This window comes from Acidovorax sp. 1608163 (genome assembly GCF_003669015.1).
Lineage (GTDB): Bacteria > Pseudomonadota > Gammaproteobacteria > Burkholderiales > Burkholderiaceae_C > Acidovorax.
Genome location: NZ_CP033069.1, coordinates 1,103,558 through 1,126,697, shown reverse-complemented (window position 1 = coordinate 1,126,697; position 23,140 = coordinate 1,103,558). Strand labels below are relative to the sequence as shown.

The following is a 23,140-nucleotide window of genomic DNA, read 5'->3' as shown; positions in this document are numbered from 1 at the left end:
GCGCAGAGGGGCTCTCCAGCCTCCCCATCTGGTACCCTCAGCCGGTTATGTCTGCCCCTTCTGCCACCGCAGGCGCTGCGCCGCTCACGCCTGCCACACCGCCTTCGCCCACACCCGGCCTGGCCATTCTGGTGCTGGCCCTGCTGCTGAGCATCCAGCCCGTCACCACCGACCTGTACCTGCCCGCGCTGCCCGCCCTCACCCGCGACCTGGGGGCCGCTGTGGCCGCAGGCCAGCTCACGCTGAGCGCGCTGCTGCTGGCCTTTGGCTGCTCGCAACTGGTGTGGGGCCCACTGTCTGACCGCTTTGGCCGCCGCCCGGTGCTGCTGGCAGGCCTGGGCATTTACACCGCCGCCTCGGTGGCCAGCGCCCTGGCGCCCAGCATGGGCATGTTGATCGTGTGGCGCGTGCTGCAAGGCGCGGCCATGGGCGCGGTGGTGATGTGCGCCCGCGCCATCGTGCGCGACCTGTACACGCCGCTGACCGGGGCACGCGCCATGTCCAAAGCCCTGACGGGGCTGGGCGTGGTGGCCTGCCTGTGCGCGCCTCTGGGCGGCATGCTGGCGCAGTGGCTGGGCTGGCGCGCCGCGCTGCTGGCCCTCACGGCCTACGCCGTGGGCACGCTGGCCCTGGTGGCCCTGCGCATGCCCGAAACCGTGCAGCACAAAAACCCGCAGGCACTGCAGCCCGCCACCCTGCTGCGCACCTGGCGGCAGGTGCTGGGGCACCCCACGTTCTGGGCGTTTTCGCTGCTCACCAGCGCCACCTATGGCGGGCTGTTCACCTTTTTGGCCGCATCGTCGTTTGTGTTCATCGAGGTGCTGCAGCTCACGCGCACCGAATATGGCTGGATGCTGCTGTCCACCAGCGCGGCGTATTTTGTGGGCACCTTCTTGTGCCGCTATCTGCTCGCGCGCCTGGGGCTGCGCCGCACCGTGGCGGTGGCCGGGGGCATGAGCCTGCTGGGGGGCTGCGGCATGGCACTGGTGGCACTGGCGGGCTGGCACCAGCCAGTGGCACTGCTGGCGCCGTTTTACCTGTTCATGCTGGGCCACGGCATCCACCAGCCCTGCGGGCAAACGGGCTCGGTCGGGCCGTTTCCGCAGGCGGCGGGTGTGGCCTCGGCCCTCAATGGTTTTGTGATGATGATCGCCGCCTTTGCCACGGGCGGCTGGATTGGCGCCCACCTCAACGGCACCATCTGGCCGCTGATCTACGGCGTGCTGTTTTGGTCGGTGGTGCTGGGCGCCACGTCCTGGACTTTGGTACAAAAATTTGGAGAACCGCGACATGCTGCCTGAACACCTGCCCAACATTGCGCTGGCAGGCCCCACCGCCTCGGGCAAAACCGCTGGGGCACTGGCACTGGCAGCGGTGCTGGGGCGGCGCATGCCGGTCGAGATCATCAGCGTGGACTCGGCCCTGGTCTATCGGGGCATGGACATTGGCACCGCCAAGCCCACGGCGGCAGAGCGTGCCGCCGTGCCCCACCACCTCATCGACATCCGCGACCCGCTGCAGGCCTACAGCGCCGCCGAGTTTGTGCAAGACGCCACCCGCCTCATCGCCGAGATCCGCGCACGCGGTGCCCTGCCCCTGCTGGTGGGCGGCACCATGCTGTACTTCAAGGCGCTGATCGACGGCATTGACGACATGCCCGCCGCCGACCCCGAGGTGCGCGCCCAGCTCGAAGCCCAGGCCCAGGCCATTGGCTGGCCCGGCATGCACGCCGAGCTGGCCAAGGTAGACCCCACCACCGCCGCGCGCCTGGCGCCGGGCGACAGCCAGCGCATCCAGCGTGCGCTGGAGGTGTGGCATGTGTCGGGCCAGCCGCTGTCGAGCTTTCACACTACAAAAAAAGGAGCTGCCAGCGCAAGCGCAGCAAGCGCTACAGCCCTTTTTTCTTTAGAACCCGACAACCGTGCCTGGCTGCACGAGCGCATAGCCCAGCGGTTTGACGCCATGCTGGCCGCAGGCTTTATGGACGAGGTGCGCGCCCTGCGCGCACGCGGCGACCTGCATGCCGACCTGCCATCGATGCGCTGCGTGGGCTACCGCCAAGCGTGGGACGAGCTGGACTACCAGGCCCGCAAAGGCCCCGACGCGCCGCTGAACATCGCCCACTTCCGCGAGCGCGGCATCGTTGCCACGCGCCAGCTGGCCAAGCGCCAGGTGACCTGGCTGCGCAGCATGCCCGAGCGCCACGCCATCGCCTGCGACCACCCCACCGCCGTGGCCTCCCTGGTGCAGGCCGTGCTGCAGCGGCTTGACCAGCCCCAGTCCACCAACCCCAACCCCGCCGCCGCTTGACGGCCTGCGCGCCAGCGTCAACGCCACGCGCCACACACCCCATGATGGCCCACACCGCTAGCGACACCACCCCCGCCACCCTGCGCGTGCAACACCTGGGCAAGCACTACGGCAGCACGCCGGTGTTCTCGCAGGTGGACTTCAGCGTGGCGCCCGGTGAGTTTGTGGCCATCGTGGGCGATTCGGGCGTGGGCAAGTCCACCCTGCTCAACTGCCTGGCCGGGCTGGACCAATGGGACGAAGGCAACATCACCTACACCGCCCAGGGCGGCACCCACACCCGCCTGGCGGACCTGGACGACACCGCCCGCGCCCTGTGGCGGCGCGCCCATGTGGGCTTTGTGTTCCAGGCCTTCCACGTGCTGCCGCACCTGGACGTGGCGCAGAACGTGGCCCTGCCGCTGATGCTGCTGGGCCAAGCCGACCCCGCCCGCGTGCAGCGCATGCTCGATGCCGTGGGCCTGGGCACGCTGGGCAACCGCCTGCCGCAGCAATTGAGCGGCGGGCAACTGCAGCGCGTGGCCATTGCCCGCGCCCTGGTGCACCGCCCCGGCCTGCTGCTGGCCGACGAGCCCACGGGCAACCTCGACCCCACCACGGCGGCGTTGGTCATGGACCTGCTGCTGGCCCAGACCCGCGAGCACGGCGCATCGCTGGTGCTGGTCACGCACTCCGATGCCGCCGCAGCCCGGGCCGACCGGGTGCTGCGGCTGACGGCCAGCGGCATGGTGGGCTGAGCCAGCCGAAGCTGGTAAACCCCCCCAGACCCCGTAGGTCGGGTTAGCCCAAAAGAGCGTAACCCGACACCCACAGGGCACACCGCGTTCAGCCGTATGGGCGTCGGGTTACGCTGCGCTAACCCGACCTACACAGCAACCTACCCGTTCAGGCTGAGTCCGCCGAAGCCAGGGCCCTCACACCACCCGCCCTCACTCAATATGCAGCCGCTGCGCGTTGCTCGCCTGCTTCTTGGGCAGGGTCAGCGTCAACACCCCGTTGTCGTACTTGGCCTTGGCCTGGCTGGCGTCCACGTCAGCAGGCAGTGCAAAGCTGCGGGCCACCGAGCCAAAGTAACGCTCAGACCGCAGCAGCTTTTCGCCATCCTTTTGCGCATCGTGCTGGCGCACCTCGGCACGCAGACTCACTACGTTGCCTTCGAGCGAGACATGGATGTCCTCCTTGGCCACGCCGGGCACCTCGGCGTGCACGGTGTAGCCGCCGTCTGACTCTTTCACATCCACTTTGATCTGTGCAGGCGAGGGCAGGCCGTCGCCGTGCAGCGGGCGCACGTAAAAGCCCGGCGCCACATCTTTGAAGAACTCGTCCAGCAAACTGCCGCCACGGGGAATCAGAGAACTCATGGTGATGCTCCTTGAAGAAAGTCAGTGAAACAAACCTCCTGGCGCATGGGCTGAGCCCCGCATGCGTGCCAGACCACAGAGTGCAGCAAGGCATCCCAAAGATCACGGCACGCCTTCACGCACTCACCTCTCGCAAATTACGGCGCGCCCTCCACCATTTCAAGAGGTAGCGAGAAGGCTTTTGATCCTTCTCAAATGGCCCCCGCCGCCCGCCCAGCACCACCCCGGCGGCACAATGCCCGCATGCTCGCACTGCTTCGCACCTTCTCGTGGCAAGACCTTCGCCACCACCCCTGGCGCAGCGCCGCCGCCGTGGCTGCCGTCATGCTGGGCGTGGCGCTGGCGTTTGCCGTGCACGTCATCAACGCATCGGCGCTGGACGAGTTTTCGCAGGCCGTGCGCGCCGTCAACGGCCAGCCCGATCTGGAAGTGCGCGCCATGCAGGGCACGTTGGGCGAAGACCTGTTTGCCCAGATCGCCAACCACCCCGACGTGGCCCGCGCCAACCCCGTGCTGGAAGCCACAGCCATGGCCCGCCCTGCGGCACAGGCCCCAGGCAATGCCCCCATCCCCCTGCGCCTGCTGGGGGCCGATGCCCTGCTGCTGCCCGCCATGGCCCCGGCCCTCATGCCCCGGCCGTGGGAAGGCGCTGCGCGCGATGCCCTCTTTGCCCCCGCCACTGTCTACCTCAACCCCGCTGCGCTGCAGGCGCTGGGCGTGCCGCCCGAGGGCACCCAGCCCCGCCCCACCCTGCAACTGCAAACCGGCCTGCAAACCCTGACCGTGCAGGTGGCAGGCACCGTGAGTGCGCCGGGCGCCCCACTGGCGGTGATGGACATTGGCGCCGCGCAAGACCTGCTGGGCCGCGTGGGCCACCTCACCCGCATCGACCTGCAACTGCAGCCCGGCACCAACCGCAGCGCCGTCATGCCTGCGCTGCAAGCCCTGCCCGGCTGGCCCGCCCAGGCCACGCTGGCCGAGCCGGGCGATGCGGCGCAGCGGGTGAGCAACCTCTCGCGCGCGTACCGCGTCAACCTGACGGTGCTGGCGCTGGTGGCGCTGTTCACCGGGGCGTTTTTGGTGTTCTCAGTGCTGGCCCTCAGCGTGGCGCAGCGCGGGCCGCAGTTTGCGCTGCTGGCCGTGCTGGGAGCCACGCCGCGCCAGCGGCTGGCGCTGGTGCTGGCCGAATCGGCCCTGCTGGGCGTGGTGGGCAGCCTGGCCGGGCTGGCGCTGGGCACGGCCCTGGCCAGCGCGGCGTTGCAGTTGCTGGGCGGTGACCTGGGCGGTGGCTACTTTGCCGGGGTGCAGCCCCGCCTGCAATGGAGTTTGAGCGCCGCCCTGCTCTACGGCAGCCTGGGCGTGGCCGCTGCGGTGGCTGGCGGCTGGTGGCCCGCCCGCGCCGCGCAGGCCCTGCCCCCGGCCCAGACCCTGAAGGGCATGGGCAGTGCCAGCGGGCGCGCTGGGCGGGGTTGGGTTGGTATGGTTTTGATAGCTGCCAGCGCTGGTTTGGCGGCGCTTCCGCCCGTTTTTGGCATTCCACTGGCGGCCTATGTGGCGATTGGCCTGCTGCTGGTGGGCGGCATTGCGCTGCTGCCCTGGGGCGTGGCCTGGCTGCTGCATCGCCTGCAGCCGCTGGCCGTGCGCCACCCGCTCACCCTGCTGGCGCTGGAGCGCGCCCGCCGCATGCGTGGCACCGCCGCCATTGCCGTGGGCGGCGTGGTGGCCAGCCTGAGCCTGGCCGTAGCGCTGACGGTGATGGTGGCCAGTTTTCGCGGCTCGGTCATCCAGTGGCTGGACGCGGTGCTGCCCTCGCCGCTGTACGTGCGCTCGGCCCTACAAGCTGCGGGCGGCGACGCCGCCCTGCTGCCCCCCGGCTTTGCCGAAGCAGTGGCCCGCCTGCCGGGCGTGGACAAGGTATCGCCCCTGCGCACCAGCCCCCTGCAGCTGAGCGCCGCCCGCCCCGCCCTCACCGTGCTGAGCCGCCCGCTGGGCACAGACCCCGCCCAGGTGCTGCCCCTCACCGGCCCCGCCCTGCCCGTGCCCGCCGGGCACATCGGCGTGTATGTGAGCGAGGCGGTGGTGGACCTGTATGGCGTGCGCACCGGCCAGGCGTGGCCCGAGCTTTCAAAGGCTTTTGTACCTGTAGCGCTTGATAATCAAGCGCAAGCAGCTACGTTTTTTATAGCAGGCGTGTGGCGCGACTATGTGCGCCAGACCGGGGCCATCACCCTCGACAGCGCCGCCTACCAGCGCCTGACGGGCGACACCCGCATCAGCGACCTGGCCCTGTGGCCTGCCGAGGGGGTGGACTTGGCCGTGCTGCAGGCGAACATTCGCCACTTGGCCCAGCCATCGGCTTCGCCACCCGTTGCGCCCCCAGGGGAAAGGGCCGACACATCGCCCCAAGCCTCGTCCGCAGCAGCCGATGGAGCGCGGCCAAACGGCACAAGCAGCGACCACCCCAACGGCGCGGCCAGCCCATCCCCTAGCCTCATCGAATTTGTCTCCGCCCAATCCATCCGCGAACGCTCCCTGCAAATCTTCGACCGCAGCTTCGCCGTCACCTACTGGCTGCAGGCCGTGGCCATCGGCATCGGCCTCTTCGGCGTGGCCGCCAGCTTCAGCGCCCAGGTGCTGGCCCGCCGCAAAGAATTCGGCCTGCTCGCCCACCTGGGCCTCACCCGCCGCCAGATCCTGGCCGTGGTGGCAGGCGAAGGCGCGGCATGGACGGGCATTGGCGCCATCGCTGGCGTGCTGCTGGGCCTGGCCGTGTCCGTGGTGCTGGTGCACGTCGTCAACCCGCAAAGCTTTCACTGGACGATGGAGATGAACATCCCTGTGCCGCGCTTGTGGGCGCTGTGCGCGGCGGTGGTGGTGTCAGGGACGGTGACCGCGTGGCTGGCTGGGCGGGCGGCTGCGGGGAGGGATGCGGTGATGGCGGTGAAGGAGGATTGGTGAGGTGCATTGGGGGTTTGACGCAGCCAATCACATTACCTTCGCTAAGATGAAACCGCCCCACTCGCCAGCTACAGTTCGTCCAGGTAAGGCTTGCAGGGTCCATCCGAGTTTTTAGCTCTACACATGCATAGCTCCCATACGGCAACCCAGACTGCATGCCTGTTCTCACAGGCGTGAGATACACAACATGCCTCGCACGGTTCATTTTTTCGCAGGCTCTGCGAGACACATTTTTAAGCCCTCGGAATGACTGATCGCCTTTCTGCTGAACGTCCAGCCTTGGCAAATTCAATCAAAGCGCTTGAGCCTGCCTCGCAGCAACAACTTGCGCAAGAGTTAGCGGCGCTGCTACTTGCACAGTTCCCAGCGCTCGCGAAGCGCTTACGTACGGACGTCCCGAATCGGGCCGACTTGGCAGTTGCGTTTTCGGATGAAATGGACACTCACTACTTCGCGCTTCAGGACGCGGGCGATAACCAGTGCTTGGCAGCCTTCGAGCTCGCGAGAGCAGCGGCTGCAGTTGGCCTCGCGGACAGTGGAGATCCATGCGAAGCAGTTTATGAAGCCTTACACGCATTCGAGGACCCAGAGGTAGTTCTGGCTTTGGTCAAACGGGGTTTACGCGATGAGACCTGATTACTCCATTGAGCATGGTCGTCGTGCCATCGCACATTTCGAACCTGAAAACCAATGACCAAACATTTGTCCGCACGCGCAAAGCGTAGAGAGGAGCTCCTCTCAGGCGAAATGATCCATCGCGTCATGGCAAACACATTTCCACGCCGCAACGACTATGGCCAAGGCTCGTTCGAGGAGCTTGTACCTGAGCTTGCCAAATTTGGCATCACAACGCTGGGCAAATTCCAGCGGCTGATGATCAAGCACCGCAAAGAACTACTTCGAATTGACCGTGATCTACTCAGCCCCGCAGAGGAGCGCCAATATGCCGAGTGGTGGGGCGCAACATTCGTCAAAGACGCCGTGCGCAGACAATATTGGTTTGCCTATCCGGGCCTGGTCCGTATCGCAGCCGAACTAGAGTTCGGTGAGGGCGAAGCCATTACCGCAACAGAGCTCGACCATGGAGATGGACCTTGATACGCTGCCTCCCATCGGTCAGCACTGACATTGGGTTGCCAGACAGGTAACGTCCAATCCAAGCATCGTAATTCGACTACACGCCTTCATTCTGTCTACTCCCATGACCCTCCCCTCCCCCTGGCTCCACGAAGCCATCGCCCGCATCGAAGCCGATTACCAGCGCAGCGCCGATACGCACCTGATCCCGCTGCGCCTGCCCTCCTTTGCCGCGCACGGCATTGACCTGTACCTCAAGGACGAATCCACGCACCCCACGGGCAGCCTCAAGCACCGTCTGGCGCGGTCGCTGTTTTTGTATGCGCTGTGCAATGGCTGGCTGCATGAGGGCTCGACGGTGGTGGAGGCATCGAGCGGCTCCACCGCAGTGAGCGAGGCCTACTTTGCGCGGCTGCTGGGCCTGCCGTTTGTGGCGGTAATGCCGCGCAGCACCTCGCCCGAGAAGATTGCGCAGATCGAGTTTCACGGTGGGCGCTGCCATCTGGTGGGCAGTGCGGGCCAGGTGTATGAGGAGGCCCGCGCCATTGCGGCGGAGACGGGTGGGCATTACATGGACCAGTTCACCTATGCCGAGCGGGCCACCGACTGGCGGGGCAACAACAACATTGCCGAGAGCATGTTCACCCAGATGGCGCGCGAGCCGCACCCGGTGCCGCGCTGGATTGTCGTGGGCGCGGGCACGGGCGGCACCAGCGCCACCATTGGCCGCTATGTGCGCTACCAGCGGCACGCCACGCAGGTGTGCGTGGCCGACCCGGCGGGCTCGGTGTTCAGCGCCTACCACCGCACGGGCGATGCCAGCCTGACGGCCCCGGGCTCGCGCATCGAGGGCATTGGCCGCCCACGGGTGGAGCCCAGCTTTGTCCGCACGCTGGTAGACCGCATGGTGGATGTGGCGGATGTGGATTCGGTCGCGGCCATGCGGGTGCTGTCGCAACTGCTGGGGCGGCGCGTGGGGCCATCGACCGGCACCAACTTTGTGGCCATGCTCACGCTGGCGCATGAGATGCGCGAGCGGGGCGAGAGCGGCTCCATCTTGTCGCTGCTGTGCGATGCGGGCGAGCGCTATTTGCCCACGTACTACAACTGCGACTGGGTGTCGGGCACGATGGGTGACTGCACCGAGGCGCAGGCGCGCATTGCGGCGTTGCTGGATTGATCGGCACAACGGCGGACGAACCTGATGCCAATGCGTGCACCGCCACCCATGCCAGCACCTGCAATGGTGCGGGCCCTTTCGCGCCGCAGGTGGCTGGCGTGGGCGCTGGGTGCGATGGGTGCGGGAGCTAGCCCCATCGCCCAGGCACTGCCTGCACGCGCGCTGCAGTTTCCGCGTGACCACGGCAGCCACCCCGAGCTGCGCACCGAGTGGTGGTACATCACCGGGTACGCCACGGCCGGGGGGCGTCCGTTTGGGTTTCAGGTGACGTTTTTCCGATCGCGCATGGATGCCACGCAGGCCATGCAGTCGGCCTTTGCTGCCAAGCAGCTGGTGTTTGCGCACGCTGCCGTGACCGATGTGCAGGGCCGCCGCTTGTTGCACGACCAGCGCATGGCGCGGGCCGGGTTTGGCGTGGCAGAGGCCAGCGAGGCCGATACCGCCGTGCGGCTGCGGGACTGGAGCCTGCAGCGGCAGGACACGGCGCGGGGGAAGCCCGACACAGCCACCAGCCGCTACACCACCCAGGTGGTGGGCGAGCACTTTGGCCTGCAGCTGCAGTTTGACGCCACCCAGCCCTTGCTGCTGCAGGGCCAACAAGGGCTGTCGCGCAAAGGGCCGCAGGCGGCGCAGGCCAGCTACTACTACAGCCAGCCCCAACTGGCGGTAAGCGGCCGCCTGGTTCTGGACGGGCGCACCCTGCCCATCGACACCCAGCAGCCAGCCCGTGCCTGGATGGACCATGAGTGGAGCGAGGCCCTGCTGGCCAACGATGCCGTGGGCTGGGACTGGATGGGCATGAACCTGCTGGACGGCAGCGCGCTCACGGCCTTCAGGCTGCGGCGGGCCGATGGCACGGCGCTGTGGGCGGGCGGGTCGTTCAGGGCCGTGGGCCAGGCCCCCGCGTGTTCACCGCCACCGAGGTGGCCTGGCGCCCGCTGCGCTGGTGGACCAGCCCCGAGAGCGGCGCCCGCTACGCCGTGCAGTGGGAGGTGCAAACCCCCGTGGGCACATACACCGTCACAGCCGTGCTGGACGCGCAGGAGCTGGACAGCAGTGCATCGACCGGGGCGGTGTATTGGGAGGGTTTGTCAGACCTGGTCCATGCCGATGGCAACGTGGCGGGGCGTGGGTATCTGGAGATGACGGGGTACACCCGGGCCATGCGGCTTTGAGCGCAGGGCTGGGGTGCGGTGGAGCGCTATGGCCCCCGCCCCAACGAGCCACTGACCAATTTCAATGAAAAAGAGCCTGCGGCGTGTGGCCGTAGGCTCTTTGGGATGGCATTTAGCCGAATGAATCAGGCTGCGACTCAGTCCCTGGACAGCGCCAAGGCCTGACCCCGCTGGGGCGATGCACTGCCACCCCAAGCGGCCGCGCCACCGTGGTCAAGCTTGAAGCCTGCCACAGCATCGGCCAGCGCCACCGCTTGGTGCTGCAGTGACTGGGCGGCGGCCGTGGCCTCTTCGACCAAAGCAGCGTTTTGCTGGGTGGACTGGTCCATCAGCGTGACGGCGCTGCCGATTTCGGCAATGCCGGTGCTTTGCTCCTGGCTGGCCAGGCTGATGTCGGCCACGATGGTGGTGACCTTGCGCACGCTTTCCACCACCTTGTCCATGGTGGCGCCGGCCTCTTGCACCAGCTTGCTGCCCGCATCCACTTGCGAGGCCGATTCGCTGATCAGCTCCTTGATCTCTTTGGCGGCCGTGGCGCTGCGCTGGGCCAGCGTGCGCACTTCAGAGGCCACCACCGCGAAGCCGCGCCCTTGCTCACCAGCGCGTGCGGCCTCGACGGCGGCGTTCAGGGCCAGGATGTTGGTCTGGAAGGCAATGCCATCAATGACGCCAATGATGTCCACGATCTTGCGGGCCGAGGCATCGATGCCGCCCATGGTCTGCACCACCTGCCCCACCACGGTGCTGGCGTGCGATGCGACCTGCGATGCGCCGGTAGCTAGGTCGTTGGCTTGGCGAGCATTGGCAGCGTTTTGCTGCACGGTGGCGGTCAGCTGCTCCATGGCGGCGGCGGTTTCTTCGAGGGAGCCCGCCTGTTGTTCGGTGCGCGCTGACAGGTCGTGGTTGCCGCTGGCGATCTCGGTGGAAGCCAGTCGCACGGACTCAGACGATTCGCGGATGCTCACCAGCACCTTGGCGATCTTGTCCACAAACTGGTTGAACGAGGCGGCGATGGTGGCCAGCTCGTCATTGCCCTCGGTAGCCAAGCGGCGGGTCAGATCACCCTCGCCCGAGGCAATGTCGCGCAAGGCATCGCTCACCAGCCCCAGGCGGCGCAGTTGGCGGCTGACCGCCACCGTTAGCAAGGCCACGGCCACCAGCACACTCAGCACGGTGATGACGGCGGCAATCTGCAGCATGACGGTGACGCCATGCGTGGCCTCTGCGCGGTCAATCGCAATCGCCAGCGTCCAGGGCGTGCCCTCGACCTTGGCGGCATACAGCATCTGGTCGGCGCCATCGATCAGCACATCGGCGCGGGCACTGTCAGCGGCCAGCTTGGCCAGCAATGCGGCGTCCACGCCTTTGGCAATGTCGGATGCGGGCTTGAGCGAGAGGTCGGCCTTGGGGTGCGCCAGCAGCTTGCCTTCGCCGTCAATCAGGAACGCAAAGCTTTTGGAGATAGGACGGATGGCGGCGACCTTCTTGGTCACAGTGTCCAGGTGCATGTCGGTACCGACCACGGCGGTGGGCTGCCCGGTGGGCCCCACGGGCTCGACAAAGCTGATGGTGAGCTTGCCCGTGCTCGCATCCACGTAAGCCGGGGTCAAGGCCGACCCCCCGGTTTGCACAGCCTGCTTGTACCAAGGGCGGGCCGTTCCGTCGTAGCCATCGGGCATGGGGTGGGCAAAGATGTTGCGCTTGTCGGCGTAGACAAAATACGTGTCGTCAAACGCCCCAGCCTGCTTGGCGGCCAACAAAAATGGCACCGGCTCTGCCTGGCCCACGGCCAGTTTCAATGAGCTGGTGATGCGCTGCTTCTCTCGCACCCACTCCGCCAGTTCGTTGGCATGGGATCGGGTGAGCTGGCCCACACGGTCGTCAATGCCGTTCAAGGTGTCTTTGCGAACCACCACAAAAGTGGCCAGCGCCAGCGTAAGGAGTGAGAACACCGTGATCGCAACGCAAATGGCAATCAGCCGTGCACGCAGTGTTTGAAACATGTGGGGCGCCTTGAATGTAAGTATTTGAAAATTATCTGCCAGCCGTTTCACAGGTGGCGCAAATTTTCGGTAACGGCCCACATGGTGGCTAGTTCGCAACAAAGTATGCACTAGCTACGGGAAAGTACTGGCCCGTAAAAACAGGCGAGTTCCTGCAGATTGCAGGGCCAGCAAGCGCGGTTTTGCCTATGCAATGCACTGCATAGCCCTCTTTTGCTTTGGGGTATTGGAGATGGAACGGCGATGGAGAAAAGTGGGCCGCCTGAGGGCGCCGTACATGAAGCCGCCAGCATCGTTACCCACCAAGGCTGGCCACCACAGCATCGGTTTATCCGGCATGGATCGATGCAACTCGCCACTGCAAATTGACCAGCGCCTTGGTCCGTGCGAGCCATGGCTGCTGCGCCCGACCCGAAAGAGGCGACTACTGCAAGGGCTCTTTCAAGACAGGTGGAAGGGGAAGCACGGCAATGCCTTCGTCCAGCAATTGCACGGTTTCCTGCAGCGTGGCTTGCCCGCGAATGGCACGCTCATCGGCATCACCCGCATGGATTTTGCGAGCCTCTTCAGCGAAGCGAGAGCCCACATCTTCAGACTCTGCCACCATGCGCCGGGCTTGCTGCAGCCAGGTGGCGAGTTGTTGCGGGGGGTGTGCTGGGGATTCAGGCGGGGGCGCTGATTGGCTGAGGGCCGAAGGCCCGGGCGGCGTTGCGCCCAGGTTCAAACGCGGGGCACTCAGGCGCTTGTGTACTTGGCCATCACCACACAGAGGGCACTGCACCAACCCCCTCTGGAGCTGAGACTGAAAGTCTTCTTCCGATGCAAACCAGCCTTCAAAGACATGTTCGCTACGGCACTGCAGATCAAGCACCTTCATGGCGGCAAGCTTGCGCGAGGGTCAGGCAATCAACCGCGACGGCGCACAAGGTAGCGGTAGATGAACCCAGGGAATGCCAACGTGACGAACAACGTACCCGTGATGGCGTAGAACTCCCAACCCTGCGGCGCATTCTGGCCCGCACGGCGCTCCAGCAGCATGGCGCAGCCACCCACGATGAAATACAGCGCCACCAGCTCCAGCAGTCGAACGAACAGGGCTTTGTGAGGCTTTGCCACGGGCCCCACCAGCGCCAGCCGCTGGCTCAGAAACGGCAGGTTGGCCGCAACCAACGCCGCGAAAATCACCAACCAGATGGCGCCTGTTTGAGACACGGGTCAAAAATTCCGGATCAAGTCGCGAGCGCACGCACGATGGCGTTGGCGCACAGCGTCATCAGCCCGCCGGGCAACAGACCCAACACCAGCACCAAGGCGCCATTGATCGTCAGCACCACACGGACATCTACTGGAGCGGACACATGGGTCGCGGTGAGAGGCGCGTCAAAGTACATCACCTTGACCACGCGCAGGTAATAGAAGGCACCAATCAACGACATCATCACGGCAAACACGGCCAAGGCGATGTACAGATTTTGGCCCGATGCCAGCAGAGATTGCAGCACAGAGAGCTTGGCGTAGAAGCCCACCATGGGAGGGATACCCGCCATGGAGAACAGGCACACGGCCATCACGCCGGCATACAAGGGGCTGCGTTGGTTCAATCCAGCCAGATCGGAAATCTCTTCGCTTTCAAAGCCTTCGCGGGCCAAGAGCAGGATGACACCGAAGGTGGCCAGGGTGGTCAGCACATAGGTGATGACGTAGAACATCGAGGCGCTGTAAGCGTTCTCAGCCACTGCCGAGTTCACCTGGCCATTGATCACGCCCGACAACAGACCCAGCAGCACAAAGCCCATTTGTGAAATGGTGGAGTAAGCCAGCATGCGCTTGAGGTTGGTTTGCGCAATCGCCGCGAGGTTACCGACCAGCAAGGAGCCAATCGCCAACACAGCGAGCATTTGCTGCCAATCGATCGCCAGGGGCAGCAGACCATCCACCAACAGACGCATGGTGATGGCGAAAGCAGCCAACTTGGGCGCGCCACCAATCATGAGAGTGACGGCGGTAGGAGCACCTTGGTAAACGTCAGGGATCCACATGTGGAAAGGCACAACACCCAGCTTGAAAGCAAGGCCAGCCACCACGAACACCAGACCGAAGACCAGCACCTGGTGCTTGATTTGACCCGAAAGCACCGCCTTGAACACTTGGCCGATGTCCAAAGAACCGGTAGCACCGTAAAGCATGGACAGGCCGTACAGCAAGAAACCACTGGCCATCGCACCCAAAACGAAGTACTTCATGGCTGCTTCTGTGGCCGTCGCGTTGTCGCGACGCAAAGCCACCAGGGCGTAGCTGGACAGGGTCAACAACTCCAAGCCCAGATAGATCACCAGGAAGTTGTTGCCGGAGATCATGATGAACATGCCCAGCAAGGCAAACATGGAGAGCGTGAACATCTCACCACCACGCAGCATGTCGCGGTCCGCGGCGTAAGGGCGGCCATACACCAGCGTCACCATGACTGCAATGGTGGCAAAGCACTTGAGCCAATTGCCCATGGCATCGCTGACCACCATGTTGCCAAAGCCGTAGAAGGTGTTGCCACTGCTGGCGTAAACACCTTCCAGGGCAGCCACCACGGCCAAAGTGAGCATGGTCAGCACGTAGGTCGCAGTGCGCCGTGGGCTGTTGACCCCCAGATCGACCAGCGCAATCACGCAGGCCATCACAAGAAGCACGATCTCTGGGTAGACCGCAAGCCAGCTGATGTTGTCAATCATCTCAAATCTCTCAGTTCTGTCGGTCAGTTCAGCTTTTGCAAGGCCACGTGCTTGAGCAGTTCAGCCACCGAAGCGTCCATCACATCCGTGAACGGACGGGGGTACAGGCCCATCGCCAGCACGGCAATGGCCAAAAGCGCCAGCACCAAGAACTCACGGCTACCGATGTCCGTCAACTCCTTCACATGGCTGTTGCCCACAGGGCCCAGGTAGACGCGCTTGAACATCCACAGTGTGTAGGCAGCACCAAAGATCAACGCCGTGGCAGCGGCCAGACCCACCCAGAAGTTGGCCTTCACGGCGCCCAGAATGACCATCCATTCGCCCACGAAACCAGCAGTTCCGGGCAGGCCGCAATTGGCCATCGCAAACAGCAGTGCAAATGCGGTGAAGTTGGGCATGGTGTTGACCACACCGCCGTAGGCAGCGATCTCACGGGAATGCACGCGGTCGTACAACACGCCGATCGACAGGAACATCGCGCCCGACACAAACCCGTGGGCAATCATCTGTACCAAACCGCCGGACACGCCCAGGTCATTGAAGATGAAGAAGCCCAGTGTGACAAACCCCATGTGGGCAACGGACGAGTAAGCCACCAGCTTCTTCATGTCCTTTTGCACCATGGCCACCAGACCCACGTAGATCACGGCCACCAGAGACAAACCGATCATCAGCCAAGCCCACTCGCGCGAGGCATCAGGGGCGATAGGCAGAGAAAAACGCAAGAAACCGTAGGCCCCCAGTTTGAGCATGATGGCAGCCAGCACAGCAGAGCCGCCCGTTGGCGCTTCCACGTGAACATCAGGCAGCCAAGTGTGCACAGGCCACATGGGCACCTTCACGGCAAATGCAGCGAAGAAGGCAAAGAAAAGCAAGGTCTGTGCGGTGCTGCCCAGAGGCAGCTTGTGCCACGAAGCGATGTCAAAGCTGCCACCCGACTGGTTGTACAGGTAGATCAGCGCAATCAACATGAGCAAAGAGCCCATCAGCGTGTAAAGGAAAAACTTGAACGCTGCGTAGATCTTGTTGGGGCCGCCCCAGATACCGATGATCAGGTACATGGGGATCAGCGTGGCCTCGAAGAACACGTAGAACAGCATGCCATCGAGTGCCGTGAACACGCCAATCATCAGGCCCGACAAAATCAGGAAGGCGCCCATGTACTGGTTCACGCGCTCTGTGATCGACTCCCACGACGCCAGAACCACGATCACTGTGATGAAGGCCGTCAGTGGAACAAACCAGAAAGAGATGCCGTCCACACCCAGGTGGTAGTGGATATTGAAACGCTCAATCCAGGCAGCCTTCTCGACGAACTGCATGGCTGCAGTGCCCGTCTCAAATCCGCCATACAGGGGCAGCGTGACCAAAAAGCCAACCACGGCACCCACCAGTGCAATCCAGCGCACCGCGCGGGCATGCTCATCTCGCCCCAGGGCGAGCAACACGACCCCAAAGACAACAGGGGTCCAGATTGCGAGACTCAACAACGAACTCATTTTGTTTTTTTCCTTACTTGATGAGCTGCATGAAGAAGTCGCCCCAGACAAACCAGGTCATCAGCGCGAAGACACCCAAAATCATCACCAAGGCGTAATGGAAGATGAAACCGGATTGCATCCAGCGGATCACGCCGGACACAGCACCGACGAGTTTCCAGGAGCCGTTGACCAGACCGCCGTCGATGATGGCTTGGTCGCCCACCTTCCAGAGCCCTGTGCCCAACGCACGGGCGCCACGGGCCAGGATGTTTTCGTTGATCCAGTCCAGGTAGTACTTGTTTTCCAGCAAACGGTACAGCGGCTGAACACGTGCCTTGATGCCTGCAGGAAGCGCTGGGTTGACCATGTACATGTAGTAAGACAAGGCGACGCCCGCAAATGCCAGCCAGAAAGGCGCCGTTTGCAGACCATGCACAGCCATGGCTACAGGCCCGTGGAATATCTCACCCAGTTTGGCCATCGCAGGATGCTTTGCAGCGTCCACAAAAATCACGTTCTTGAAGAAGTCGCCAAACAGCATCGGCTGAATGAACAGGAAACCGACAATCACCGAAGGAATGGCCAACAGCACCAGAGGCACAGTCACCACCCAAGGCGATTCGTGAGGTTCATGGTGGTCGTCGTGACCATGCCCATGGTGATCGCCGTGGTGCGCGTCGGGGTTCTGGTCAAAACGTTCCTTGCCATGGAAAACCAGGAAGTACATACGGAACGAATAGAACGCCGTCACAAACACACCGGCCAGCACAGCAAAGTGTGCGAAGTGCGCTGCAGGCAGATGGCTGAAGTGCACCGCCTCAATGATGCTGTCCTTGGAATAGAAGCCCGCGAACAGAGGGGTACCGATCAACGCCAACGAACCCAGCAACGAAGTAATCCAGGTGATCGGCATGTACTTGCGCACGCCACCCATCCAGCGGATGTCCTGGTTGTGGTGCATGCCCATGATGACCGAGCCAGCGCCAAGGAACAGCAGCGCCTTGAAGAACGCATGGGTCATCAGGTGGAACACGGCCACCGAATAGGCCGAGGCGCCCAGAGCTACCGTCATGTAGCCCAGCTGCGACAGCGTGGAGTACGCCACCACGCGCTTGATATCGTTCTGGATGATGCCCAGGAAGCCCATGAACAGGGCGGTGATGGAGCCGATGATCAGAATGAAGTTGAGTGCCGTGTCCGACAGCTCGAACAGGGGCGACATGCGCGACACCATGAAGATGCCTGCGGTCACCATGGTCGCTGCGTGGATCAGCGCAGAGATGGGGGTCGGGCCTTCCATCGAATCAGGCAGCCACACGTGCAGTGGGAATTGTGCGGACTTGCCCATCGCGCCGATGAAAAGGCAAATGCAGATCACGGTGATCAGCATCCAGTCGGTACCGGGAAATGCCAGGCCACCGAGTTCGCCCGATTTGGCAAAAATCTCGCCGTAATTCAGCGTGCCGGTGTAGGCCGCGATCAGGCCGATACCCAAAATAAAGCCGAAGTCACCCACGCGGTTGACCAGGAAAGCCTTCATGTTGGCGAAGATCGCCGTGGGCTTGTTGAACCAGAAACCGATCAGCAGATAAGAGACCAGGCCCACCGCTTCCCAGCCGAAGAACAGCTGCAGCAGGTTGTTGCTCATGACCAGCATGAGCATCGAGAAGGTGAAAAGCGAAATGTAGGAGAAGAAGCGGTTGTAGCCTTCGTCTTCTTCCATATAGCCGATGGTGTAGATGTGCACCATCAGCGAAACAAACGTCACGACCACCATCATCATGGCCGTGAGGCTGTCAATGAGGAAGCCTACCTCCATCTTCAAGCCGCCGACCACCATCCAGGTGTAGAGGGTTTCATTGAAGCGGGCACCATCCAGAGCAACGCTCTTGAGCGTCATGGCGGACAGAACAAAAGCCACCAGCACACCCAGAATCGTCAAGGTGTGGCTAAGGCGACGGCCAATCCAGTTACCACCAAAGGTGGTGCCGAAAACGCCTGCCAGCAAAGCACCCGCCAGCGGGGCCAGCGGGACGGCCAGGAGCGTTGAAGCAGAGAGGGTTTGACTCATTATTGAGAACCTTGGGAATACGGGTAACTCATCAACCCTTGAGGGTGTTGAGGTCTTCTGCGTTGATGCTGGACTTGTTGCGGAACAGCAGCACCAGAATGGCCAGCCCAATGGCGGATTCAGCAGCTGCCACTGTCAGGATAAAAAACACGAACACTTGCCCGTGCATGTCATCCAGATAGTGGGAAAACGCTACGAAATTCATGTTGACCGCCAACAGCATCAGCTCAATGGCCATCAGCAAAACGATCAAATTCTTGCGGTTCAAAAAGATACCAATGACGGCCAGCGCGAAAAGCATCGCCCCGAGCGATAGAAAGTGCCCCAATGTCAACGTCATACTTTTTTCTCCTGAGCCTGGGCTTCTTCCAGCGAAGGTTCTGCAGGCTTCTGTGTGGCGGCAACCTTCACCACCTCAAGTCGGTCACGGGCACGAACACGCACCTGAACGGAGGGATTGATCGCCTTGCTGTCCTTGCGCTGACGCAGCGTCAAGGCAATGGCGGCAATCATGGCCACCAGCAAAATCACGGCCGCAATTTCTACGGGGTACAAGTACTCGGTGTAGAGCAACTTGCCCAGTGTCTTGGTATTGGAATACTGAACCACCTGGCCTGCGGCATCCAGCAATGGAGCAGCCACCTTGGGCTCATCCAGCCCCCGGAACCCACCCATCAACACCGCAGCCATTTCCAGTGCGATCAACGCACCGACCGTGGCGGCCAAAGGAAAGTGTTTCCAAAAGCCTTTTCGCACGGTGTCGATGTGGATGTCCAACATCATCACGACGAACAAGAACAGCACCATCACAGCGCCGAGATAGACCAGCACCAAGGCAATGGCCAAAAACTCCGCCTTGAGCAGCAACCAAACTGCCGCAGCTTGGGAGAAAGCCAGGATGAGATAGAGCACCGCGTGCACAGGGTTGCGCGCGGTAATCACCCGGAAGGCGGCAAAAAGCAGCACAACCGAGAAGAGGTAGAAGAAACCAGTCTTGGCGTCCATGGATCGGGTCTTTATAGAAAGTCAGGCAAACAGGCTGAGTTCAACACCGATCAACGGTATTTGGCATCTGCTGCCTTGGCAGCAGCGATTTCGCCTTCGTACCGGTCGCCCACAGCCAGGAGCATGTCCTTCGTGAAATACAGGTCACCACGCTTCTCACCGTGGTATTCAAAGATATGGGTTTCCACAATCGAATCGACCGGGCAGCTCTCTTCGCAAAAACCGCAGAAGATGCACTTGGTCAAATCGATGTCGTAACGGGTGGTGCGACGCGAGCCGTCGTCACGCACATCGGATTCGATGGTGATCGCCATCGCGGGGCACACGGCCTCGCAAAGCTTGCAGGCAATGCAACGCTCCTCGCCGTTGTCATAACGGCGCAGGGCATGCAAGCCCCGAAAGCGAGGAGACAGCGGAGTTTTCTCTTCTGGGAACTGCACAGTCACCTTGCGGCGAAAGGCATAGCGCCCAGTCAGGGCCATGCCCTTGAGCAACTCCACGAGCATGAAGCTCTTGAAAAAATCTTTGAACGAAAAAGGCGCAGCAGCAGCAACAGCAGTCATTCGTGTCCCCGCTTATTTCCAGATATTCCAAGGCGAGAGCAACCACCCGCCGACGATCACCAGACACACCAAAGTGACTGGGATAAAAATCTTCCAGCCCAAACGCATGATCTGGTCATAACGGAAGCGCGGGAACGTTGCACGAATCCAGATGAACATGGACACCACCAAGAATGTCTTGGCTGCCAACCAGATCCAACCGGGAACGAAGGACAAGATATCCAGAGGCGGCAACCAGCCCCCCAGGAACATCAGTACAGCAAGGATCGATACCAACCACATGCTGGCGTACTCGGCCAGAAAGAAGATCGCGAAGCCCATGCCCGAATACTCGACCATGTGACCGGCCACGATTTCAGCTTCGCCTTCCACCACGTCAAAAGGGTGACGGTTGGTTTCAGCAACGCCAGAGATCAGGTACACCAAGAAAATTGGCAACAGGGACAACCAGTTCCATGACAGGAAGGTCAGGCCTTTGTCTGCAGCCATGCCCTTGGCTTGCGACATGACGATCTCGGTAAGGTTCATGCTGCCGGACACCATGATGACCACGAGGAAACAGAACCCCATCGCGATTTCATAACTCACCATTTGGGCCGAAGCACGCAGAGCACCCAGGAAGGCGTACTTGGAGTTCGATGCCCAGCCTGCAATGATCACGCCATACACCTCAATGGAGGTGATGGCCATCACCAACAGCAAGCCTGCATTGACATTGGCCAGGGCAACATCGGGGCCAAAGGGGATCGCGACCCACGCAGCCAGAGCAGGCATGATCGCCATGATCGGCCCGAGCACAAACAGCCCCTTGCTTGCAGCGGTGGGCTGGATGATTTCTTTGGTGAGCAACTTCAAGGCATCTGCAATAGGCTGCAGCAACCCCAAAGGGCCCACGCGATTGGGGCCGTGGCGCACCTGCATGAAGCCCAGCAGCTTACGCTCCCACAAAGTCAGGTACGCCACAGCGCCCATCAATGGGGCCAAGATGCAAACGATCTTGAGCAGAATCCAGAGTACCGGCCAGACCATGCCAGTCCACCAGCCAAAGGAAAGCAGGTTCAGGCCCGCGTTGTAGATCGCGTCGATCATGCGGCCACTCCTTCACGAGCCATGCGTGCGTCGGCAGTGAGCTGCAGCGACGTGGAACGGCGCACCAAGCCGTCCAGTTGATAAATGGAAGCAACCACTGGCTCGCCAACAACAGCCGCGGCAGCGGACACCGTTTTCACAGCGTTCGACAGTTGTGCTGCAGGCAGTTGCGTGACCGAACCCGCTGGTGCGTTCGTAGCGCGGGCCACCACGTCCTGGGAGGTTTCGAAATCGAAACCGGGCAAGCCCAGCAGGTTGGCCAGAACACGCAGAACCTTCCATGCAGGACGGGTGTCTCCCAATGGGCGCACCACCGCGTGGAAACTTTGCAAGCGACCTTCGGCATTGACGAAGCTGCCAGACGTTTCTGTGAACGGGGCAATTGGCAACAGAACGTCACTGAACTCCATATTGGCCTTGAAGGGGCTCAACGTGACCACCATCTCAGCACCAGCCAGAGCGGTTGCAGCTTGTGCACCCGCAGCGGAGTCATAGACCGGCTCGGTGTTGAGCAACACTGCAGCCTTCAAACCACCGGAGAGCATTTGGGCTGCATTCAGACCACCATTGACAGGGTGAGCACCCGCAAACTGTGCGCCCACAGTGTTGGCCGCCTCAGTCAGATAACCCACCGTTGCGCCAGTGTTGTCGGCAATCCAGTTGGCGAGTGCCAACAACTGCGTGGCTTGCGCATGGTGTGCAGCGCCGTTGCCCAGCAGCACCGCCTTGCGTTCACCGCCCAGCAGGGAACGGGCGATGGCTTGCGCGGCGTCGCTGGCTGCAGCCGCGCCTTGAGGGGCAGCAACGCCCTTCTCTTGGGCTACTGCAAAAGCGATACCACCCAGCGTGGTCACCCACTCAGAAGCATTTTGTGCAACGAATGGCTGCACAGGCATGGCCCAATCCTGGACCGCAGAGCCGACGGCGCTGACTTGGCAACCATGGCGTGCAGCCTGGCGAATACGCTGGGCAAACAGTGGGTGGTCCTTGCGCAGGTTCGAGCCAACCACCAACACACGTTGCAGTGTAGACAACGAAGCAATAGAAGTACCCAGCCAACGAATGCCTTCGGGTGCAGCAAATTCAGCGTTGCGCAGACGGTAATCGATGTTGTCACTGCCCAAACCACGCACCAGAGCACCAGCCAGATACAACTCTTCCAGCGTGCTATGCGGGCTGACCAAGGCACCAATGCTCTCGGCACCGTGATCGTTCTTGATGTTCTTGAGACCGTTGGCAACGTACTCGAGCGCAGTTTGCCAGTCGACTTCTTTCCACACCCCACCCTGCTTGAGCATGGGCTGGGTCAAGCGATCTTCGCCATTCAGCGCTTCATAGGAGAAACGGTCACGGTCGGCAATCCAACACTCGTTAACGGCTTCGTTCTCCAGGGGCACAACACGCATGACCTTGTGGTTCTTGACCTGGACAATCAGGTTGGAACCAGTCGAGTCGTGCGGGCTCACCGAACGGCGACGGGACAGCTCCCATGTACGGGCGCTGTAACGGAAAGGCTTGCTGGTCAAGGCGCCGACAGGGCAGATGTCGATCATGTTGCCCGACAGCTCGGAGTCCACCGTATCACCCGTGACCGTGGTGATCTCGGAATGCTCACCGCGGTGGATCATGCCCAGCTCCATCACGCCGGCCACTTCTTGACCAAAGCGCACGCAGCGGGTGCAATGGATACAACGGCTCATTTCCTGCATGGAAATCAGCGGGCCAACGTCCTTGACCGGTACCACGCGCTTTTCTTCTTCATAGCGCGAGGAAGAGCCGCCGTAACCCACAGCCAAATCCTGCAACTGACATTCACCGCCTTGGTCACAGATAGGGCAATCCAGAGGGTGATTGATCAGCAAAAACTCCATGACCGACTGCTGTGCCTTGATGGCCTTGTCGCTCTTGGTGCGCACGATCATGCCTTGTGTCACCGGTGTGGCACAGGCGGGCATGGGCTTGGGCGCTTTTTCCACATCCACCAGGCACATGCGGCAGTTGGCGGCGATGGAAAGCTTCTTGTGGTAGCAGAAATGGGGAATGTAGGTACCCGCCTTCTCGGCAGCATGCATCACCATGCAGCCTTCGGCGACTTCTACTTTCTGACCGTCCAGTTCAATTTCAACCATATGTTCTCTCGC

19 protein-coding genes and 1 pseudogene are annotated in these 23,140 nt (G+C 62.4%); 8 read left to right on the top strand and 12 right to left on the bottom strand.

From position 1 onward, the window contains the following. The first annotated feature begins 47 nt into the window (after positions 1-47). From EAG14_RS05095 to EAG14_RS05085, 3 genes are read left to right on the top strand one after another with little or no spacing between them, the layout of a single operon-like run. Complete coding sequence (locus EAG14_RS05095) at positions 48-1,301, top strand: multidrug effflux MFS transporter (RefSeq protein WP_121728253.1); 1,254 nt, start codon at positions 48-50, stop codon at positions 1,299-1,301. Then, a complete protein-coding gene (miaA, locus tag EAG14_RS05090; protein WP_121730306.1) occupies positions 1,291-2,310 on the top strand; it encodes a tRNA (adenosine(37)-N6)-dimethylallyltransferase MiaA in 1,020 nt (339 codons plus the stop codon). The genes EAG14_RS05095 and miaA overlap by 11 nt, the downstream gene beginning before the upstream one ends. A gap of 41 nt (positions 2,311-2,351) precedes the next feature. Beyond that, positions 2,352-3,047, top strand: a complete 696-nt coding sequence (locus tag EAG14_RS05085; protein ID WP_371414400.1) for an ABC transporter ATP-binding protein — start codon at positions 2,352-2,354, stop codon at positions 3,045-3,047. A gap of 192 nt (positions 3,048-3,239) precedes the next feature. On the opposite strand, the gene EAG14_RS05080 is transcribed toward EAG14_RS05085, so the two are convergent. Continuing rightward, positions 3,240-3,671, bottom strand: a complete 432-nt coding sequence (locus tag EAG14_RS05080; protein WP_099656364.1) for an Hsp20/alpha crystallin family protein — start codon at positions 3,669-3,671, stop codon at positions 3,240-3,242. Positions 3,672-3,914: 243 nt separating this feature from the next. On the opposite strand from EAG14_RS05080, the gene EAG14_RS05075 reads away from it, so the two are divergent. The 5 genes and pseudogenes from EAG14_RS05075 (at position 3,915) to EAG14_RS05055 (ending at position 10,061) form a co-directional block, all read left to right on the top strand. Next, a complete protein-coding gene (locus EAG14_RS05075) occupies positions 3,915-6,629 on the top strand; it encodes an FtsX-like permease family protein (protein WP_121730304.1) in 2,715 nt (904 codons plus the stop codon). Positions 6,630-6,875: 246 nt separating this feature from the next. Next, the gene (locus tag EAG14_RS05070; RefSeq protein WP_162995917.1) at positions 6,876-7,265 is read left to right on the top strand and encodes a hypothetical protein; all 390 of its coding nucleotides are present in this window, start codon (positions 6,876-6,878) and stop codon (positions 7,263-7,265) included. A 54-nt stretch (positions 7,266-7,319) separates the two neighbouring features. Further along, positions 7,320-7,727, top strand: coding sequence for a hypothetical protein (locus tag EAG14_RS05065; protein WP_121728251.1), 408 nt, complete (start codon positions 7,320-7,322; stop codon positions 7,725-7,727). Between the two features lie 103 nt (positions 7,728-7,830). After that, the gene (locus EAG14_RS05060; protein WP_121728250.1) at positions 7,831-8,886 is read left to right on the top strand and encodes a PLP-dependent cysteine synthase family protein; all 1,056 of its coding nucleotides are present in this window, start codon (positions 7,831-7,833) and stop codon (positions 8,884-8,886) included. A 63-nt stretch (positions 8,887-8,949) separates the two neighbouring features. Further along, positions 8,950-10,061, top strand: a pseudogene (locus EAG14_RS05055) (lipocalin-like domain-containing protein). 137 nt (positions 10,062-10,198) lie between these two features. Here EAG14_RS05055 and EAG14_RS05050 read toward each other — a convergent pair. The 11 genes from EAG14_RS05050 to nuoG all read right to left on the bottom strand — a co-directional run bounded on the left by EAG14_RS05050 (position 10,199) and on the right by nuoG (position 23,128). Then, entirely contained in the window at positions 10,199-12,064 is a 1,866-nt protein-coding gene (locus tag EAG14_RS05050; RefSeq protein WP_121728249.1) for a methyl-accepting chemotaxis protein, read from the bottom strand. Between the two features lie 424 nt (positions 12,065-12,488). Then, a complete protein-coding gene (locus tag EAG14_RS05045) occupies positions 12,489-12,941 on the bottom strand; it encodes a DUF1178 family protein (RefSeq protein ID WP_099741834.1) in 453 nt (150 codons plus the stop codon). Between the two features lie 29 nt (positions 12,942-12,970). Then, on the bottom strand, positions 12,971-13,276 hold the full coding sequence (locus EAG14_RS05040; protein ID WP_099656370.1) for a DUF2818 family protein: 306 nt from the start codon (positions 13,274-13,276) through the stop codon (positions 12,971-12,973). Between the two features lie 17 nt (positions 13,277-13,293). Beyond that, positions 13,294-14,787: an NADH-quinone oxidoreductase subunit NuoN gene (nuoN, locus tag EAG14_RS05035; RefSeq protein ID WP_099656371.1), complete on the bottom strand. Its 1,494-nt coding sequence runs from the start codon at positions 14,785-14,787 to the stop codon at positions 13,294-13,296. A gap of 23 nt (positions 14,788-14,810) precedes the next feature. Then, positions 14,811-16,289 (bottom strand): NADH-quinone oxidoreductase subunit M, encoded by a 1,479-nt coding sequence (locus EAG14_RS05030; protein ID WP_099656372.1) that lies wholly within the window; start codon positions 16,287-16,289, stop codon positions 14,811-14,813. Positions 16,290-16,302: 13 nt separating this feature from the next. After that, positions 16,303-18,342, bottom strand: a complete 2,040-nt coding sequence (nuoL, locus tag EAG14_RS05025; protein WP_099741836.1) for an NADH-quinone oxidoreductase subunit L — start codon at positions 18,340-18,342, stop codon at positions 16,303-16,305. Positions 18,343-18,373: 31 nt separating this feature from the next. After that, complete coding sequence (gene nuoK / locus EAG14_RS05020; RefSeq protein WP_099656374.1) at positions 18,374-18,682, bottom strand: NADH-quinone oxidoreductase subunit NuoK; 309 nt, start codon at positions 18,680-18,682, stop codon at positions 18,374-18,376. After that, positions 18,679-19,347: an NADH-quinone oxidoreductase subunit J gene (locus EAG14_RS05015; protein WP_121728248.1), complete on the bottom strand. Its 669-nt coding sequence runs from the start codon at positions 19,345-19,347 to the stop codon at positions 18,679-18,681. The genes nuoK and EAG14_RS05015 overlap by 4 nt, the downstream gene beginning before the upstream one ends. Before the next feature lie 50 nt (positions 19,348-19,397). Further along, entirely contained in the window at positions 19,398-19,910 is a 513-nt protein-coding gene (gene nuoI, locus EAG14_RS05010; RefSeq protein WP_121453038.1) for an NADH-quinone oxidoreductase subunit NuoI, read from the bottom strand. A gap of 12 nt (positions 19,911-19,922) precedes the next feature. Next, the gene (gene nuoH, locus EAG14_RS05005; RefSeq protein ID WP_121728247.1) at positions 19,923-20,999 is read right to left on the bottom strand and encodes an NADH-quinone oxidoreductase subunit NuoH; all 1,077 of its coding nucleotides are present in this window, start codon (positions 20,997-20,999) and stop codon (positions 19,923-19,925) included. Next, the gene (gene nuoG / locus EAG14_RS05000) at positions 20,996-23,128 is read right to left on the bottom strand and encodes an NADH-quinone oxidoreductase subunit NuoG (protein WP_121728246.1); all 2,133 of its coding nucleotides are present in this window, start codon (positions 23,126-23,128) and stop codon (positions 20,996-20,998) included. The genes nuoH and nuoG overlap by 4 nt, the downstream gene beginning before the upstream one ends. Positions 23,129-23,140: the final 12 nt, after the last annotated feature.